Source organism: Pseudomonas sp. BS3782 TE3695 (genome assembly GCF_050435305.1).
In the GTDB taxonomy this organism is placed as follows: domain Bacteria; phylum Pseudomonadota; class Gammaproteobacteria; order Pseudomonadales; family Pseudomonadaceae; genus Aquipseudomonas.
Genome location: NZ_JBNDKB010000001.1, coordinates 5865741 through 5882124, shown reverse-complemented (window position 1 = coordinate 5882124; position 16384 = coordinate 5865741). Strand labels below are relative to the sequence as shown.

The following is a 16384-nucleotide window of genomic DNA, read 5'->3' as shown; positions in this document are numbered from 1 at the left end:
CATTGGAACGCACCTGATCCCGACCCGAATTTTTAATCTCGACCTGAACGCGCCTGTCCCTTAAGGTAGGGCGCGAATAGACAACCGGCCGGCCCAAGCTCTCTTGGAAGGTCGACCCAAGACGGACGCCTATGAACCCGAATTTTCTAGATTTCGAACAGCCGATCGCCGACCTGCAAGCCAAGATCGAAGAGTTGCGCTTGGTCGGTAATGACAATTCGCTGAATATCGGCGATGAGATCTCCCGCCTGCAGGACAAGAGCAGCACGCTGACCGAAGACATCTTCGGCAAGCTGACCAGCTGGCAGATCGCACGTCTGGCGCGTCACCCGAAACGTCCGTATACCCTGGACTACATCGAACACATCTTCACCGAGTTCGATGAGCTGCACGGCGACCGTCACTTCTCCGACGATGCCGCGATCGTGGGTGGTGTTGCCCGTCTGGATGATCAGCCGGTGATGATCATTGGTCACCAGAAAGGCCGCGAAGTGCGCGAGAAGGTTCGCCGCAACTTCGGCATGCCGCGTCCGGAAGGCTACCGCAAGGCGTGCCGCCTGATGGAAATGGCCGAGCGTTTCAAAATGCCGATCCTGACCTTCATCGACACCCCGGGTGCTTACCCGGGCATCGACGCCGAAGAGCGCAATCAGAGCGAAGCGATCGCCTGGAACCTGCGCGTCATGGCTCGTCTGAAAACCCCAATCATTGCCACCGTGATCGGTGAAGGTGGTTCCGGTGGTGCATTGGCAATCGGCGTCTGCGATCAGTTGAACATGCTGCAGTACTCGACCTACGCCGTAATTTCGCCGGAAGGTTGCGCTTCGATTCTGTGGAAAACTTCCGAGAAAGCCCCGGATGCTGCTGAAGCCATGGGCATTACTGCCGAGCGTCTGAAGGGCCTGGGCATTGTCGATAAAGTGATTAGCGAGCCATTGGGCGGCGCTCATCGCAACCCGGCTGCTGCGGCTGCCTCGATCCGCGCTGAGCTGAGCTCGCAACTGGCGATGTTGAAGAAGTTCGATAACGAGGCGCTGTTGGCCCGTCGTTACGAGCGTTTGATGAGCTACGGTCTCTGATCTGACCTCGGCTTTAATAATGTGGGAGCGGGCTTGCTCGCGAAAGCGGTATAACAGTCGACTGATGTGTTGAATGTTGAACCGCCTTCGCGAGCAAGCCCGCTCCCACATTTGATTTGTGCGAAGTGATCGATATGAGTCAGCCCACGATTGATTTGCCTGCCAGACTCTTGCTGAATCTTGCACCGTGGCGCAACGCCACAACCTGGCGCATCGCGTTCTCCGGTGGTCTCGACTCCACCGTCCTGCTGCACCTGCTCGCGCACCTTGCGAAAACCCAATCCCTGCCGGCACTGACCGCCATCCATGTCCACCACGGCCTTCAGGCTGCGGCTGATGCGTGGCCGGAGCATTGTCAGTCGGTCTGTGATGCGTTGGGCGTGCCGCTAGAGGTTGTGCGTGTTCAGGTTGAACCCGGCGCCAGCCTTGAGCGCGCGGCGCGGGATGCGCGTTATGGCGCCTTCATCGCGGCGACTCACGTCGGTGACGTGCTGCTCACCGGCCAACACCGCGACGATCAGGCAGAAACCCTGTTGTTTAGGCTGATGCGTGGGGCAGGGGTGAGAGGCTTGTCAGGAATGCCGAGCGAGCGTCCTTTGGGTCGCGGGCATCTGCTACGACCCTTGCTCGATGTCACCCGTGCCGAACTTGAGGCCTACGCGACTGAATACCAGTTGAACTGGATCGAGGATCCGTCGAACCAGGACTGCCAGTTCTCGCGCAATTATCTGCGTCATCAGGTGTTCCCGGTGTTGACTGCGCGCTGGCCACAAGCGGTCGCGACCATGGCACGCAGCGCTGCGCATCTGAGCGAAGCGCAAGAACTGCTCGACGAATTGGCGCAAATCGATCTGGCCCACGCCAGCACCATCAGTGATTTCGATTGGCTGGCTTTGCCGTCGCTGGCGCTGGCCCCCCTGGAAAAACTGTCTGATGCGCGTCAGCGCAACGCGCTAAGTCATTGGCTCAAACCGCTGACGACTTTGCCGGACAGTGACCATTGGTCGGGTTGGGAGAATGTGCGCGATGCGACCGGCGATGCGCATCCGGTCTGGCGGCTGGCGGCGGGTGAATTGCATCGCGCGGGCGGACGTCTGTGGTGGTTGTCGGGTGGCTGGCTGCGCATTCCGCCATCCCCGGTGTTATGGGCTGATCCCTCGGTATCGTTGGCGTTGCCGGATAATGGCGTACTCAAATTTACCGGTCAGATCCCCGCTGGCCCGCTGCTGATCCGCTATCGTGAGGGAGGCGAGGTCATGAACCTGCCCGGTCGTGGCCACCGTGACCTGAAGCGTTTGCTCAACGAAAGCGGTGTGCCGGGATTCACCCGTGGCAGATTGCCGCTGGTCTACAGAGACCAGCAATTGCTGGCGGTGGCGAATCTGCGGGGGCTAAATGGCGGTAAGCAAGATGGCTGGCATTTGCATTGGCAGCCGCAAGTCGAAGATCAAGGTTTGAGCTGAAAGGGGCTTTCCGGTAGACTACGCTCCCTTCTTGATACAACTTCTGTGGATTCGCCTGAATCGCAGGAGTTGCCGATTACCAAGCAGTCTTTGCTGGGCGATTCCAAAAAATGTGTAGCGAGCAACCTACCGGTGTTTCATCTGCCGGTCTGTCCCAACGCGGCGGTTTTTTTGAAAGGTGCACTGTAATTAATGCAGGTGATCGGGGGCTTCGGCCTTCCTTCGCTTTCCCCGGCGGCTCGGACCGCTTTAACGCAGACTTCTAGGGTTTTTCATGACGCGCTACATATTCGTCACGGGCGGTGTTGTTTCTTCATTGGGGAAAGGCATTGCCTCGGCTTCATTGGCGGCCATCCTGGAGGCGCGGGGACTTAAGGTCACCATGCTGAAGCTGGACCCGTACATCAACGTTGACCCGGGCACCATGAGCCCGTTCCAGCACGGTGAAGTGTTCGTCACCCACGACGGCGCCGAGACCGACCTGGACCTGGGTCACTACGAGCGGTTCATCCGCACGACCATGACCCAGAACAACAACTTCACCACCGGCCGTGTCTACGAACACGTCCTGCGCAAAGAGCGCCGTGGTGATTACCTGGGCGCAACCATTCAGGTGATCCCGCACATCACCGACGAAATCAAGCGCCGGATCATCAAGGGTGCCGGCGATGCCGACGTGGCCATGGTCGAGATCGGTGGCACCGTGGGTGACATCGAATCGCAGCCGTTCCTCGAAGCGATCCGTCAATTGCGTTTCGAAGTCGGCGCCAAGCGCGCGATGCTGATGCACCTGACGCTGGTGCCGTACATCGCCACTGCCGGCGAAACCAAAACCAAGCCAACCCAGCACTCGGTCAAGGAACTGCGTTCCATTGGCCTGCAGCCAGACGTGCTGGTGTGCCGTTCCGATCACCCGATCGACATCTCTTCGCGTCGCAAGATCGCGCAGTTCACCAACGTTGAAGAACGTGCGGTGATCGCGCTGGAAGACGCCGATACCATCTACAAGATCCCGGGCATTCTGCACTCCCAGGGCCTGGATGATTTCGTCGTCGAGCGTTTCGGCCTGCAATGCGACAGCGCCGATCTGTCCGAGTGGGAAGCGGTGGTGGATGCCAAGCTGAACCCGGAGCATGAAGTCACCATCGCGATGGTCGGCAAGTACATGGAGCTGCTGGACGCCTACAAGTCGCTGATCGAAGCGATGAGTCACGCCGGCATCAGCAACCGCACCAAGGTCAACCTGCGCTACATCGATTCCGAAGACATCGAGAACCAGGGCACCGCGCTGCTGGAAGGCGTCGACGCGATTCTGGTACCGGGCGGCTTTGGCTTGCGTGGCGTTGAAGGCAAGATCACTGCCGTTCAATACGCTCGCGAAAACAAGATTCCATACCTGGGTATCTGCCTGGGCATGCAAGTGGCCGTTATCGAATTCGCTCGTAACGTCATGGGCTGGAAAGACGCCAACTCCACCGAGTTCGATCGCACCAGCGGTCACCCGGTCGTGGGGCTGATCACCGAGTGGGAAGATGCCACCGGCGCAGTCGAAACCCGTACCGAAACCTCCGATCTGGGCGGCACCATGCGCCTCGGCGCTCAGGATTGCCTGCTTGAACCAGGTTCCCTGGTGCACGATTGCTATGCCAAGGACGTGATCGTCGAGCGTCACCGTCATCGCTACGAAGTGAACAACAACCTGCTGCCGCAAATCATTGAGGCTGGTCTGAAAATCTCCGGTCGTTCCGGTGATGGCGCGTTGGTTGAAGTGGTCGAAGCGCCGGATCATCCATGGTTTGTCGCTTGCCAGTTCCACCCTGAGTTCACCTCGACACCACGCGACGGTCACCCGTTGTTCAGCGGCTTCGTCAAAGCCGCTTTGGCCCAACACCAGAAGAAGGCGTAAACCTGATGGCACAGAAGATCATCCGCGTAGGCAACATCGAGATTGCCAACGACAAGCCAATGGTGCTGTTCGGTGGCATGAACGTGCTGGAAAGCCGCGACATGGCGATGCAGGTCTGCGAAGAGTATGTAAAGGTCACCGAAAAACTCGGTATCCCTTACGTGTTCAAGGCCAGTTTCGACAAGGCGAACCGTTCTTCTGTGACCTCTTACCGTGGCCCCGGCCTGGAAGAAGGCATGCGGATTTTCCAGGACATCAAGCAAGCCTTCGGCGTGCCGGTCATCACCGACGTCCATGAGCCTGATCAGGCAGCGGTCGTCGCTGAAGTCTGCGACATCATCCAGTTGCCGGCCTTCCTGTCGCGCCAGACCGACCTCGTGGTCGCGATGGCCAAGACCGGCGCGGTGATCAACATCAAGAAAGCCCAGTTCCTTGCGCCTCAGGAAATGAAACACATCCTGAACAAATGCGTAGAAGCCGGTAACGATCAGTTGATCCTCTGCGAACGCGGTTCGAGCTTCGGCTACAACAACCTGGTCGTCGACATGCTTGGCTTCGGCATCATGAAGCAGTTCGAATACCCGGTGTTCTTCGACGTGACCCACGCGCTGCAAATGCCTGGCGGTCGTTCCGATTCAGCCGGCGGTCGTCGTGCCCAGGTCACCGACCTGGCCAAGGCCGGCATGAGCCAGTCGCTGGCCGGTCTGTTCCTCGAAGCGCACCCGGACCCGGACAACGCCAAATGCGACGGCCCTTGCGCCTTGCGTCTGGACAAACTGGAACCCTTCCTGGCCCAGCTCAAGGCACTGGACGAATTGGTTAAAAGTTTTCCGACAGTAGAAACCGCGTAAACCCCGATTCTCCGGTAAAGTACTGCACGGTTTAACGCTCAGGCCCTCGGGCTTGAGCCTTGTCGTCCGCAAGCCTGCCCGCTGTCTGTCACTTGCCGACGACCAAAGATTTCCTTCAGCTGCGTCGTTTTCGTCAACTTTGGAGTGTTCACAACAATGGCAAAAATCGTCGACATCAAAGGTCGTGAAGTTCTCGACTCCCGTGGCAATCCCACTGTGGAAGCAGATGTGCTTCTCGATAACGGCATCATCGGCAGCGCTTGCGCGCCATCCGGTGCTTCCACTGGCTCGCGTGAAGCACTCGAGCTGCGTGATGGCGACAAGAGCCGTTACCTGGGCAAAGGCGTTCTGAAAGCTGTCGCCAACATCAACGGTCCGATCCGTGACCTGTTGTTGGGTGCAGACCCAAGCGACCAGAAAGCGCTGGATCACGCGATGATCAAGCTGGACGGAACCGAAAACAAAGCGACCCTGGGCGCCAACGCGATCCTCGCCGTTTCCCTGGCTGCGGCCAAGGCAGCAGCACAGGACCAGGACCTGCCGCTGTACGCTCACATCGCCAACCTGAACGGCACCCCGGGTGTTTACTCGATGCCGGTTCCGATGATGAACATCATCAACGGTGGCGAGCACGCCGATAACAACGTCGACATCCAGGAATTCATGGTTCAGCCAGTCGGCGCCAAGTCTTTCTCGGAAGGTCTGCGCATGGGCACCGAGATTTTCCATCACCTTAAAGCCGTTCTGAAGGCTCGCGGCCTGAGCACTGCCGTCGGTGACGAAGGTGGTTTCGCACCGAACCTGGCCTCCAACGAAGACGCTTTGAAAGTGATCTCCGAAGCCGTGGCCAATGCCGGTTACAAGCTGGGCACTGACGTGACCCTGGCACTGGACTGCGCAGCCAGCGAATTCTACGAAGACGGCAAGTACAACCTGTCCGGCGAAGGCCAGGTGTTCACCGCTGAAGGTTTCGCCGATTACCTGAAAGGCCTGACCGAGCGTTACCCGATCATCTCCATCGAAGACGGTCTGGACGAGTCCGACTGGGCTGGCTGGAAAATCCTCACCGACAAGATCGGCGAGAAGACTCAGCTGGTAGGTGACGATCTGTTCGTGACCAACACCAAGATCCTGAAAGAAGGCATCGATAAAAAGATCGCCAACTCGATCCTGATCAAGTTCAACCAGATCGGCACCCTGACCGAAACCCTGGAAGCGATCCAGATGGCCAAGGCCGCTGGTTACACCGCCGTCATCTCGCACCGCTCCGGCGAAACCGAAGATTCGACCATTGCCGACCTGGCTGTGGGCACTGCGGCTGGCCAGATCAAGACCGGCTCCCTGTGCCGTTCCGACCGCGTTTCCAAGTACAACCAACTGCTGCGTATCGAAGAGCAGTTGAATGGCAAAGCCAAGTACAACGGTCGTAGCGAGTTTCGCGGCTGAGTGGTAAACGATAAAAAGACACCGGATTGTGTCGGAAAAATCGCAGCAGCGATGGATTTGCCACTAATCTGATGCCTTAAGAGCACAAGCCTGGTTCTTCCAGGCTTCGTGCTATCAGAAGCTTCAAAGTTTTGGCATGGCTGTCTTTTTTCACTGGATACCTGATATTCGATGCGCAGTCCCAATTGGTTGTTTCTCGTCTTGCTCTTGCTGCTGGCCGGCCTGCAGTACCGCCTGTGGGTGGGTAATGGCAGTCTGGCGCAAGTGGCCGAGCTGAAGCAGCAGATTGCGGATCAACACGCCGAGAACGAGGCGTTGCTGGAGCGCAATCGGGTGATGGACGCCGAAGTCAGCGAATTGAAAAAGGGCATGGAGACCGTTGAAGAACGGGCTCGTCATGAGTTGGGCATGGTCAAGGACGGTGAAACCCTTTACCAGTTGGCCCAATGATTAATTCGTTACCGGCCTTCTGGGCCGTGATTCCAGCCGCGGGCGTCGGTGCCCGTATGGCCGCGGACCGTCCCAAGCAATACTTGCAACTGGGCGGGCGCACTATTCTCGAACACAGCCTCGGCTGTTTCCTCGATCATCCTGCCTTGAAGGGGTTGGTGGTCAGTCTTGCAATCGACGATCCTTACTGGCCGAACCTGGCATGTGCTACCGATCCGCGTATTCAACGGGTTGAGGGCGGCGCCGAGCGTTCCGGGTCGGTGCTCAATGCCTTGCTGCATCTGCATGCCCAAGGCGCTGACGATGAGGATTGGGTGTTAGTGCACGATGCTGCACGACCGAATCTGGCGCGTGATGATCTCGATAAATTGCTCAGTGAGCTGGCTGACGATCCGGTAGGCGGTCTGTTGGCGGTGCCTGCGCGCGATACCCTAAAGCGGGTCGACAAGCATGGACGCGTGCTGGAAACGGTGGATCGCAGCGTGATCTGGCAGGCCTATACACCGCAGATGTTTCGCCTTGGCGCGTTGCATCGGGCATTGGCCGATAGCCTGGTGGCCGATGTTGTCATCACCGATGAAGCTTCGGCCATGGAATGGGCGGGTTTGGCGCCGCGCCTGATTGAAGGGCGATCCGATAACATCAAAGTCACTCGTCCTGAAGACCTTGAATGGTTGCGCCAGCGTTGGGCTAACCGCCGCTAAAAGATCGCAGCCTTCGGCAGCTCCTACAAGGTTATGTGTACACCCGTAGGAGCTGCCGAAGGCTGCGATCTTTTTGATCTCAAGCCCGATACTCCGGCCGTTCGGCCAGCCCTTCCTTTAAATAATCCACCAACTTGCGCACTTTCGGCGACAGATGCCGTTGCTGTGGATAAAGCGCCCACACGGCTGTGTTCGGCGGCTGATGGGCTTCCAGCAGCGAAATCAATTCGCCATTTTTCAGGTATTCCAGCACGTAGTAATCCGGCAGCTGACACAATCCGACCCCTTGCAGGGCGGCATCCAGCACCGCTTGCCCACTGTTGCAACGCCAGTTTCCCTGCACTCGCTGGGAAAATTCCCGCCCGTTCTGTTCCAGTTGCCAGATGTCCGAGCTGCCGATGAGGCAGTTATGGCGACTCAATTCCGACAAACTGTGTGGGCGACCATACCGTTCCAGATAGGACGGTGAGGCGCACAGGTACATGCGCCGTGGTGCCAGGCGCGTTGCGACCAGTCTTGAATCCTGCAGGCGGCCGAGGCGGATGGCCAGGTCCAGCCCTTCATGCACCAGATCGAGCGGGCGGTTGCTCAGCTCGATGTCGACGCGCAGTTGCGGGTACAGCCCCATGAAGCGAGTCACCAGTGGCACGATGAAGCGTTCGCCGTAAGCCACGGCACAGGTCATGCGCAACATGCCCTTGGGTTCGCTGGTCAGGTCGCCGACAGCGCGCAAGGCTTCTTCGCGACCGTCCTGCAAACGCTGGCAATGTTGCAAAAAGGTTTGCCCGGCTTCGGTCAATGTGACCCGACGGGTGCTGCGATAGAGCAAACGGGTTTGCAGGCGTTCTTCCAGACGTACGATTTGGCGACTGATATGAGAGGAAGACACCCCAAGGCGTTCGGCCGCGGCAGTGAATTGGCTGCACTCGGCCACGGCAACGAACTCATCGATGCCTTCCCAGCGGTTTTCGGACATCAGGATTATCCCTGTATGGCAATAATGTTTTGCTTTTGTCCTGATTATTCATCGTATGTCGCTGTATTACACTCCTTGTCTCGTTTTTATTCACTGGAGAGTCAGCATGATCAAGTCGCGCGCCGCCGTTGCCTTCGAGGCCAAGAAACCCCTCGAGATCGTTGAAGTCGATGTCGCCATGCCCAAGGCTGGGGAAGTTCTGCTGCGCGTCGTCGCCTCCGGTGTTTGCCATACCGATGCCTACACCCTCTCGGGCGCTGATCCGGAAGGTATCTTCCCGTCGATCCTGGGTCATGAAGGCGGCGCGGTGGTTGAAGCGATTGGCGAGGGCGTGACCTCAGTCGCGGTCGGCGACCATGTGATCCCGCTGTATACCCCGGAATGCGGCAAGTGCAAATTCTGCCTGTCGGGCAAAACCAACCTCTGCCAGGCAATTCGTGCGACCCAGGGTAAAGGCCTGATGCCGGATGGCACTTCGCGTTTTTCCTACAAGGGCGAAACGATTTTCCACTACATGGGCACCTCGACGTTTTCTGAGTACACCGTGCTGCCGGAAATCTCCGTCGCCAAAATTCCTAAAGAAGCACCGCTGGAAAAAGTCTGTCTGCTGGGTTGTGGTGTCACCACCGGCATCGGCGCGGTAATCAACACCGCCAAGGTCAAGCCAGGTGACACCGTCGCCATTTTCGGTCTGGGCGGCATCGGTTTGTCTGCGGTGATTGGCGCGGTCAAAGCCAAGGCAGGACGGATCATCGCCATCGACATCAACCCGGCCAAGTTCGAGATCGCCAGGCAATTGGGCGCGACCGATTGTGTAAACCCGAAAGACTTCGATCGTCCGATTCAGGAAGTGATCGTCGACATGACCGATGGCGGCGTCGACTTTTCCTTCGAATGCATCGGAAACGTCCAGTTGATGCGTGCTGCACTTGAGTGCTGCCACAAAGGTTGGGGTGAGTCGGTGATCATCGGCGTGGCCGGCGCCGGTCAGGAAATCTCTACTCGTCCGTTCCAATTGGTGACCGGTCGCGTCTGGCGCGGTTCGGCGTTTGGTGGTGTGCGCGGGCGTACCGAGTTGCCGAGCTATGTCGAAATGGCCCAGACCGGCGAGATCCCGCTGGATACCTTCATTACCCACACGATGGGCCTGGAAGATATCAACAAGGCGTTTGACCTGATGCATGAAGGCAAAAGCATCCGTACCGTCATCCATTTCTGAGGTCGGTCATGAGCCTGGAAAATATCTCCTGTCAGAAAAGCTTCGGAGGCTGGCACAAGCGCTATCGGCACCGTTCCGACGTGCTCGGCTGCGACATGGTGTTTGCCGTGTACCTGCCGCCGCACGCGGAGCAGGGCGGTAAATTGCCGGTGTTGTACTGGTTGTCTGGCCTGACCTGCACCGACGAGAACTTCATGCAAAAGGCCGGCGCCATGCGCATGGCCGCCGAGCTGGGGCTGATCATCGTCGCGCCGGACACCAGCCCGCGCGGTCCCGATGTGCCGGGTGATCCGGATGGCGCCTGGGACTTCGGTCTCGGTGCCGGGTTTTATCTGAATGCCACGCAGGAACCGTGGTCTCGCCACTATCGGATGCATGACTATGTCGTGCAGGAATTGCCGGCATTGGTCGAAGCGCATTTTCCGGCATCGGACAAGCGTGGCATCAGCGGTCACTCCATGGGTGGCCACGGCGCATTGGTCTGTGCGTTGCGCAATCCGGGGCGTTATCTGTCGGTGTCGGCGTTCTCGCCGATCAACAATCCGATTGATTGCCCTTGGGGCCAGAAAGCCTTTTCCCGTTACTTGGGAGAGGATCGTTCGAAGTGGCGCGAGTGGGATGCCTGTGTGTTGATCGCCGAGGCGGCCGAGAAATTGCCGCTGCTGGTCGATCAGGGTGATCGCGATGATTTCCTGGCGACCCAGCTCAAGCCTGACGCCTTGCAACAGGCCGCCAAACTGGCGGGTCATCCGCTGACGTTGCGTCTGCAACCGGGCTACGACCACAGTTATTTCTTCATCGCCAGCTTCATTGATGACCACTTGCAGCATCACGGACGCGCTCTAGGCCTCTAATGCAGGTAGAATCACGCCCTGACAAAAATCGGGGCGTTTTTTTATGCGTATTGGCCACGGCTATGATGTGCACCGTTTCGCTGAAGGCGATTTCATCACTCTGGGCGGCGTGCGGATTGCACACAGCTTCGGGCTGCTCGCCCATTCTGACGGTGACGTCCTGCTGCACGCCTTGAGCGATGCCTTGCTCGGCGCTGCCGCGCTGGGTGATATCGGCAAGCACTTCCCGGACACCGACCCGCAGTTCAAGGGGGCCGACAGCCGCGTGCTGTTGCGTCATGTCGTCGCACTGATCCATGCCAAAGGCTGGAAAGTTGGCAACGTCGATAACACCATCGTCGCCCAGGCCCCGAAAATGGCCCCCCATATCGAATCGATGCGCGCGCTGATTGCCGCGGATCTTCAAGTTGAGTTGGATCAAGTGAACGTGAAAGCTACCACTACCGAAAAGCTTGGCTTTGTTGGTCGCGAAGAAGGCATTGCCGTGCACTCCGTTGCCTTGTTGCTGCGCGCATGAACGAGGCGCAATTACTTGGCCCCCGGGCCTATGGTGAAGCCTTGGGCAGCGCGGTACTGAAAGCCACGGCGGAAGATTTCCAGGTCGATGAAGTCCTTGATATTCCCCTGAGCGGCGACGGCGAACACCTGTGGATCTGGGTGGAAAAACGCGGACTGAATACCGAAGAAGCGGCACGGCGCATCGCCAAGGCGGCGGGTGTGCCGTTGCGCACCGTCAGCTATGCCGGCCTCAAGGACCGTCAGGCGCTGACTCGCCAATGGTTCAGCGTGCAACTGCCGGGCAAGGCCGATCCTGATCTGTCGGCGGCGGAAAACGACACGCTGAAAATACTCAAGACCGGTCGGCATAAACGCAAACTGCAACGCGGTGCCCACTCGGCCAACGGCTTCACCTTGCGCTTGACCCAGTTCACCGGTGACAAGGCGGCGATCGAATCGCGTCTGCAACTGATCGCCAAGCAAGGTATTCCCAATTATTTCGGCGCCCAGCGTTTCGGCTTTGACGGCGGCAACGTGGTCGATGCTCGTGCCTGGGCAGCGCGCAAGGCCCTGCCGGAGCAGCGCAACGTCCGTTCGCGTTTGCTCTCCACCGCCCGTAGTTTTCTGTTCAATCAAGTGTTGGCGGCGCGCGTCGCCGATGGCACCTGGCAGCGCGCGCAGGTGGGCGATCTGCTGGCGTTCACCGACAGCCGCAGTTTCTTCCCGGCGGGTGAAGCCGAATGCAGCGATCCTCGTCTGTCGATTCTCGACCTGCACCCGACCGGCCCGCAGTGGGGCGAAGGTGACTCGCCGACGTCAGGCGCAGTCCATGAACTGGAGCAGGCAATCGCCGCGCGCGAAGCGGATCTGCGCGATTGGTTGATTAACGCCGGAATGAGCCACGAACGTCGCATCCTGCGGCTGCCCATTGGCGGGTTGACGTGGCATTATCCCTCGCTGGACATTCTGCAACTGGAATTCGTCCTGCCGGCCGGATGCTTCGCCACCGTATTGGTGCGTGAACTCGTCGATCTGGTGCCGGTGGGGCAGACGGACAGCCCATGCGTATTCTGATTTCTAACGACGATGGGGTAGCCGCACCCGGTCTCGCCGCGCTTTATGCTGCGCTGGCGGATTACACCGAATGCGTGGTTATCGCCCCGGACCAGGACAAAAGCGGCGCCAGCAGCTCGCTGACGCTCGACCGTCCGTTGCACCCGCAAATCCTCGCCAACGGCTTTATCAGCCTTAACGGCACACCCACCGACTGCGTGCACCTGGGCCTTAACGGCTTGCTGGAGCTCGAGCCGGACATGGTGGTTTCCGGCATTAACCTGGGGGCCAACCTGGGGGATGACGTGCTGTATTCCGGCACTGTGGCGGCGGCCCTCGAGGGGCGCTTCCTTGGGCGTCCTTCGTTTGCCTTTTCGTTCGTCTCACGGCAAGTAGAGAACCTTCCCACAGCCGCTTATTTTGCGCGCAAACTGGTAGAGGCTCACGCGGACCTTGATCTGCCACCGCGCACGGTACTGAACGTGAACATTCCCAACTTGCCGCTGGAGCACATCCGCGGTATCCAGCTGACCCGCCTCGGCCATCGCGCCCGCGCTGCTGCACCGATGAAAGTGGTCGACCCGCGGGGTAAATCCGGTTACTGGATTGCCGCCGCGGGGGACGCTGAAGATGGCGGCCCGGGTACCGATTTCCATGCGGTGATGCAAGGCTATGTTTCAATCACGCCACTGCAACTGGACCGCACCTTTAATGATGCCTTCAGAAGTCTCGATGGCTGGCTGGAGGGGCTGCGTTAATGGCTCGTGAACAAGATCATATTCTGCATCGCGGTATCGGGATGACCTCGCAACGGACCCGCGAGCGTCTGATTCAGCGCCTCTATGAAGAAGGCATCTCCAACGCCAAGGTGCTGGAAGTCATCCGCCGCACGCCGCGTCACCTGTTCGTCGATGAGGCGCTGGCTCATCGAGCCTACGAAGATACGGCGCTGCCGATCGGGCATAACCAGACCATCTCCCAGCCTTATATGGTGGCGCGCATGAGCGAGCTGCTGCTGGAAGCCGGTCCTTTGGACAAGGTGATGGAAATCGGCACCGGTTCGGGTTACCAGACGGCCGTGCTGTCGCAATTGGTCGAGCGGGTTTTTTCCGTGGAGCGCATCAAGGTTCTGCAGGACCGGGCCAAGGAGCGCCTGGTGGAACTGAACCTGCGCAACGTGGTATTTCGCTGGGGCGATGGTTGGGAAGGCTGGCCGGCATTGGCACCTTACAACGGCATCATCGTCACCGCCGTGGCCACCGATGTGCCTCAGGCACTGCTCGATCAATTGGCACCGGGTGGGCGACTGGTGATTCCGGTCGGCTCCGGTGAAGTTCAACAATTGATGTTGATCATCCGTGAGGAACAGGGCTTTTCCAGACGTGTTCTGGGGGCGGTGCGCTTTGTCCCATTGCTCAACGGGCCGTTGGCCTGAGCATTTGTTTCAGCGCGCTGAATTCTCTTCGATTGACCGGGTCTTACAGCGGCATCGATTGTTTAAACGCAATTCATCTTCAGGCAGCAAACGTGTGCGCGAAGCGAATCCGCTTCATTAAAGTTAAAGCCTGTCCGGCCCGTTATACTTGCGACATTTCGTGCCGGAGCACGGCAATCCATATTTTCAGCCACCACAAAGGGAGCGGCGGGTGAGTCTCACAGTCATTGCGCAGCGAATGGGTAAAACGAGCTTTCAGCGTCTGGTGACTGGCCTTGTCTTGAGTACCTTGTTAGTCGGCTGTTCCAGCACCAAATCAGGTAGTGCGAGCGTCGTCGATCGCAACAAAGCGGTCGCCCAGCGTCCGGCCGTGACCACCGGCCAATACGTTGTCCGCCCCAAGGACACGTTGTTCTCGATCGCTTTTCGCTACGGTTGGGACTACAAAGCCCTCGCAGCACGGAACAACATTCCTACGCCTTACACGATCCATCCGGGTCAGACAATTCGCTTCGACGGTCGCAGCGGTTCAACGCCGACGACGGTAGTGAGTTCGTCCAGTTCCTCGCCTTCGTCGTCGAGTAAAACCACCGTAATTCGGCGCCAGGCAAATGGCGCGACGACCACTACAACAGTGCTTGCACCGTCCGTCGCCAACAAGCCGGCACCCGCTCCACTGCCTCCTGCCGGTCCGGCCCCGACGGGCTGGGGGTGGCCTTCTAATGGCATTCTGATTGGTAAATTCTCTTCAAACGGTAGTTTGAATAAAGGAATTGATATCGCCGGAGATTTGGGACAGCCTGTTTTAGCTGCGTCTGATGGGACGGTGGTATACGCCGGGAGTGGCTTAAGGGGCTACGGCGAATTAGTCATCATCAAACACAGCGACACCTACGTCAGTGCCTACGGACATAACCGCAGGCTGTTGGTTCGGGAGGGGCAGCAGGTCAAGGTCGGACAGACAATTGCCGAAATGGGGTCAACGGGTACAGACCGGGTGAAACTGCATTTTGAGATTCGCCGACAAGGTAAACCTGTAGATCCGCTGCAATTCCTGCCACGTCGTTGATTTGTTAGCCAGCCTGTTCCGTCACGTAGAGGGAACAGGCTCCAGCGTTGCCAGGGATCAAGGCGCCGCTTGAGCTTGAGGTCGAACTCACCAAAGGACTATAACAATGGCTCTCAGTAAAGAAGTGCCGGAGTTTGACATCGACGATGAGGTTCTCCTGATGGAGACCGGCATCGCCACGGATTCGATGTCGAATGATGAAGGGGATGCACCACCTTCCGTTCGTGCCAAATCCAAACACTCCGCTTCGCTTAAGCAACACAAGTACATCGATTACACACGGGCACTCGATGCCACTCAGCTGTACCTCAACGAAATCGGCTTTTCCCCATTGCTCTCCCCGGAGGAAGAAGTTCATTTTGCGCGCTTGTCGCAAAGTGGCGATCCGGCCGGGCGCAAGCGCATGATCGAAAGCAACCTGCGGCTGGTGGTGAAAATCGCCCGTCGTTACGTCAATCGTGGGCTGTCGCTGCTGGACCTGATCGAAGAGGGCAACCTCGGCCTGATCCGGGCAGTAGAAAAGTTCGATCCCGAACGCGGTTTCCGCTTTTCGACCTACGCCACCTGGTGGATTCGTCAGACCATCGAGCGCGCGATCATGAATCAGACCCGGACCATCCGGTTGCCGATCCATGTGGTCAAAGAGCTCAATGTGTACTTGCGGGCAGCACGGGAGCTGACTCAAAAGCTCGATCATGAACCCTCACCCGAAGAAATCGCCAACTTGCTGGAGAAACCGGTAGGCGAGGTCAAGCGCATGCTCGGCCTGAACGAGCGGGTTTCTTCGGTCGACGTCTCGCTGGGTCCGGATTCGGATAAAACCCTGCTGGACACCCTTACCGATGACCGCCCGACCGATCCATGCGAACTGTTGCAGGACGACGACCTGTCACAGAGCATCGATCAATGGCTCTCGGAGCTGACCGACAAGCAACGCGAGGTGGTCATTCGACGCTTTGGCTTGCGAGGTCACGAGAGCAGCACGCTTGAAGACGTAGGCCTGGAAATCGGCCTGACCCGGGAGCGGGTCAGGCAAATCCAGGTTGAAGGCCTCAAGCGTCTTCGGGAGATTCTCGAGAAAAACGGCCTGTCGAGTGAGTCGCTGTTCCAATAAGCGACTCGATCAGCAGGAAACAAAAGCCCCGACTGGTTTGGGGTTTTTTGTTGCCTGAAATAATGGGAAGTAAGTTGTCGCCGCTATCACCGCAGGTTTGTAGTCTCGTTTTGTAAGTCTTTGCTTACTCTTTCGTAAGTGTTCGTTATTTTTACACCCTGGCAGTTGTCTATTTTATCTATCACGATTTTTTATATTATTGATTTATATGAATATTTTTCTAGATTAACGGCATGTGACAGACGCTTTCAGCGACAAGGGCCGATT

16 protein-coding genes are annotated in these 16384 nt (G+C 58.2%); 15 read left to right on the top strand and 1 reads right to left on the bottom strand.

Features of this window, described 5'->3' with window-relative positions; genetic code table 11:
* Positions 1-131: 131 nt before the first annotated feature.
* From ABH909_RS26675 to ispD, 7 genes are all read left to right on the top strand, one after another.
* Positions 132-1079, top strand: a complete 948-nt coding sequence (locus tag ABH909_RS26675; protein WP_095631662.1) for an acetyl-CoA carboxylase carboxyltransferase subunit alpha — start codon at positions 132-134, stop codon at positions 1077-1079.
* Between the two features lie 134 nt (positions 1080-1213).
* On the top strand, positions 1214-2542 hold the full coding sequence (tilS, locus tag ABH909_RS26670) for a tRNA lysidine(34) synthetase TilS (protein WP_429438861.1): 1329 nt from the start codon (positions 1214-1216) through the stop codon (positions 2540-2542).
* A 274-nt stretch (positions 2543-2816) separates the two neighbouring features.
* Positions 2817-4448 (top strand): CTP synthase, encoded by a 1632-nt coding sequence (locus ABH909_RS26665; protein WP_008072674.1) that lies wholly within the window; start codon positions 2817-2819, stop codon positions 4446-4448.
* A gap of 5 nt (positions 4449-4453) precedes the next feature.
* Entirely contained in the window at positions 4454-5299 is an 846-nt protein-coding gene (gene kdsA / locus ABH909_RS26660; protein ID WP_008072675.1) for a 3-deoxy-8-phosphooctulonate synthase, read from the top strand.
* Between the two features lie 156 nt (positions 5300-5455).
* Positions 5456-6745 carry a phosphopyruvate hydratase gene (gene eno / locus ABH909_RS26655; protein WP_007907175.1) on the top strand — a complete coding sequence of 430 codons (1290 nt, stop codon included), beginning with the start codon at positions 5456-5458 and terminating at the stop codon, positions 6743-6745.
* Between the two features lie 171 nt (positions 6746-6916).
* Positions 6917-7195, top strand: coding sequence for a cell division protein FtsB (gene ftsB, locus ABH909_RS26650; RefSeq protein WP_007907178.1), 279 nt, complete (start codon positions 6917-6919; stop codon positions 7193-7195).
* A complete protein-coding gene (ispD, locus tag ABH909_RS26645) occupies positions 7192-7899 on the top strand; it encodes a 2-C-methyl-D-erythritol 4-phosphate cytidylyltransferase (RefSeq protein WP_429438858.1) in 708 nt (235 codons plus the stop codon). The genes ftsB and ispD overlap by 4 nt, the downstream gene beginning before the upstream one ends.
* A gap of 79 nt (positions 7900-7978) precedes the next feature.
* On the opposite strand, the gene ABH909_RS26640 is transcribed toward ispD, so the two are convergent.
* A complete protein-coding gene (locus ABH909_RS26640; RefSeq protein ID WP_038979161.1) occupies positions 7979-8875 on the bottom strand; it encodes a LysR substrate-binding domain-containing protein in 897 nt (298 codons plus the stop codon).
* 106 nt (positions 8876-8981) lie between these two features.
* On the opposite strand from ABH909_RS26640, the gene ABH909_RS26635 reads away from it, so the two are divergent.
* From ABH909_RS26635 to rpoS, 8 genes are all read left to right on the top strand, one after another.
* Entirely contained in the window at positions 8982-10094 is a 1113-nt protein-coding gene (locus tag ABH909_RS26635) for an S-(hydroxymethyl)glutathione dehydrogenase/class III alcohol dehydrogenase (RefSeq protein ID WP_095054145.1), read from the top strand.
* A gap of 8 nt (positions 10095-10102) precedes the next feature.
* Positions 10103-10948, top strand: coding sequence for an S-formylglutathione hydrolase (fghA, locus tag ABH909_RS26630; protein ID WP_429438855.1), 846 nt, complete (start codon positions 10103-10105; stop codon positions 10946-10948).
* A gap of 43 nt (positions 10949-10991) precedes the next feature.
* Positions 10992-11465: a 2-C-methyl-D-erythritol 2,4-cyclodiphosphate synthase gene (ispF, locus tag ABH909_RS26625; protein ID WP_038979164.1), complete on the top strand. Its 474-nt coding sequence runs from the start codon at positions 10992-10994 to the stop codon at positions 11463-11465.
* Positions 11462-12520 carry a tRNA pseudouridine(13) synthase TruD gene (gene truD / locus ABH909_RS26620; RefSeq protein ID WP_429438853.1) on the top strand — a complete coding sequence of 353 codons (1059 nt, stop codon included), beginning with the start codon at positions 11462-11464 and terminating at the stop codon, positions 12518-12520. Before ispF ends, truD begins: the two co-directional genes overlap by 4 nt.
* Positions 12508-13257: a 5'/3'-nucleotidase SurE gene (gene surE / locus ABH909_RS26615; RefSeq protein ID WP_429438850.1), complete on the top strand. Its 750-nt coding sequence runs from the start codon at positions 12508-12510 to the stop codon at positions 13255-13257. The genes truD and surE overlap by 13 nt, the downstream gene beginning before the upstream one ends.
* A 41-nt stretch (positions 13258-13298) precedes the next feature.
* Positions 13299-13934, top strand: coding sequence for a protein-L-isoaspartate(D-aspartate) O-methyltransferase (locus ABH909_RS26610; protein WP_177318845.1), 636 nt, complete (start codon positions 13299-13301; stop codon positions 13932-13934).
* 211 nt (positions 13935-14145) lie between these two features.
* Positions 14146-15003 carry a peptidoglycan DD-metalloendopeptidase family protein gene (locus ABH909_RS26605; RefSeq protein ID WP_429438847.1) on the top strand — a complete coding sequence of 286 codons (858 nt, stop codon included), beginning with the start codon at positions 14146-14148 and terminating at the stop codon, positions 15001-15003.
* A gap of 106 nt (positions 15004-15109) precedes the next feature.
* Positions 15110-16117 carry an RNA polymerase sigma factor RpoS gene (rpoS, locus tag ABH909_RS26600; protein WP_008072688.1) on the top strand — a complete coding sequence of 336 codons (1008 nt, stop codon included), beginning with the start codon at positions 15110-15112 and terminating at the stop codon, positions 16115-16117.
* The last annotated feature ends 267 nt before the right edge of the window (positions 16118-16384 follow it).

What these genes read in the sequence shown, in the direction of transcription:
- kdsA (WP_008072675.1), top strand. Translation starts at nt 4,454, where the DNA reads ATGGCACAGAAGATCATCCGCGTAGGCAACATCGAGATTGCCAACGAC.
- ABH909_RS26675 (WP_095631662.1), top strand. Translation starts at nt 132, where the DNA reads ATGAACCCGAATTTTCTAGATTTCGAACAGCCGATCGCCGACCTGCAA.
- fghA (WP_429438855.1), top strand. Translation starts at nt 10,103, where the DNA reads ATGAGCCTGGAAAATATCTCCTGTCAGAAAAGCTTCGGAGGCTGGCAC.
- rpoS (WP_008072688.1), top strand. Translation starts at nt 15,110, where the DNA reads ATGGCTCTCAGTAAAGAAGTGCCGGAGTTTGACATCGACGATGAGGTT.
- ispF (WP_038979164.1), top strand. Translation starts at nt 10,992, where the DNA reads ATGCGTATTGGCCACGGCTATGATGTGCACCGTTTCGCTGAAGGCGAT.
- surE (WP_429438850.1), top strand. Translation starts at nt 12,508, where the DNA reads ATGCGTATTCTGATTTCTAACGACGATGGGGTAGCCGCACCCGGTCTC.
- tilS (WP_429438861.1), top strand. Translation starts at nt 1,214, where the DNA reads ATGAGTCAGCCCACGATTGATTTGCCTGCCAGACTCTTGCTGAATCTT.
- ftsB (WP_007907178.1), top strand. Translation starts at nt 6,917, where the DNA reads ATGCGCAGTCCCAATTGGTTGTTTCTCGTCTTGCTCTTGCTGCTGGCC.
- ABH909_RS26610 (WP_177318845.1), top strand. Translation starts at nt 13,299, where the DNA reads ATGACCTCGCAACGGACCCGCGAGCGTCTGATTCAGCGCCTCTATGAA.
- ABH909_RS26640 (WP_038979161.1), bottom strand. Translation starts at nt 8,875, where the DNA reads ATGTCCGAAAACCGCTGGGAAGGCATCGATGAGTTCGTTGCCGTGGCC.
- ABH909_RS26635 (WP_095054145.1), top strand. Translation starts at nt 8,982, where the DNA reads ATGATCAAGTCGCGCGCCGCCGTTGCCTTCGAGGCCAAGAAACCCCTC.
- eno (WP_007907175.1), top strand. Translation starts at nt 5,456, where the DNA reads ATGGCAAAAATCGTCGACATCAAAGGTCGTGAAGTTCTCGACTCCCGT.
- ABH909_RS26665 (WP_008072674.1), top strand. Translation starts at nt 2,817, where the DNA reads ATGACGCGCTACATATTCGTCACGGGCGGTGTTGTTTCTTCATTGGGG.
- ispD (WP_429438858.1), top strand. Translation starts at nt 7,192, where the DNA reads ATGATTAATTCGTTACCGGCCTTCTGGGCCGTGATTCCAGCCGCGGGC.
- truD (WP_429438853.1), top strand. Translation starts at nt 11,462, where the DNA reads ATGAACGAGGCGCAATTACTTGGCCCCCGGGCCTATGGTGAAGCCTTG.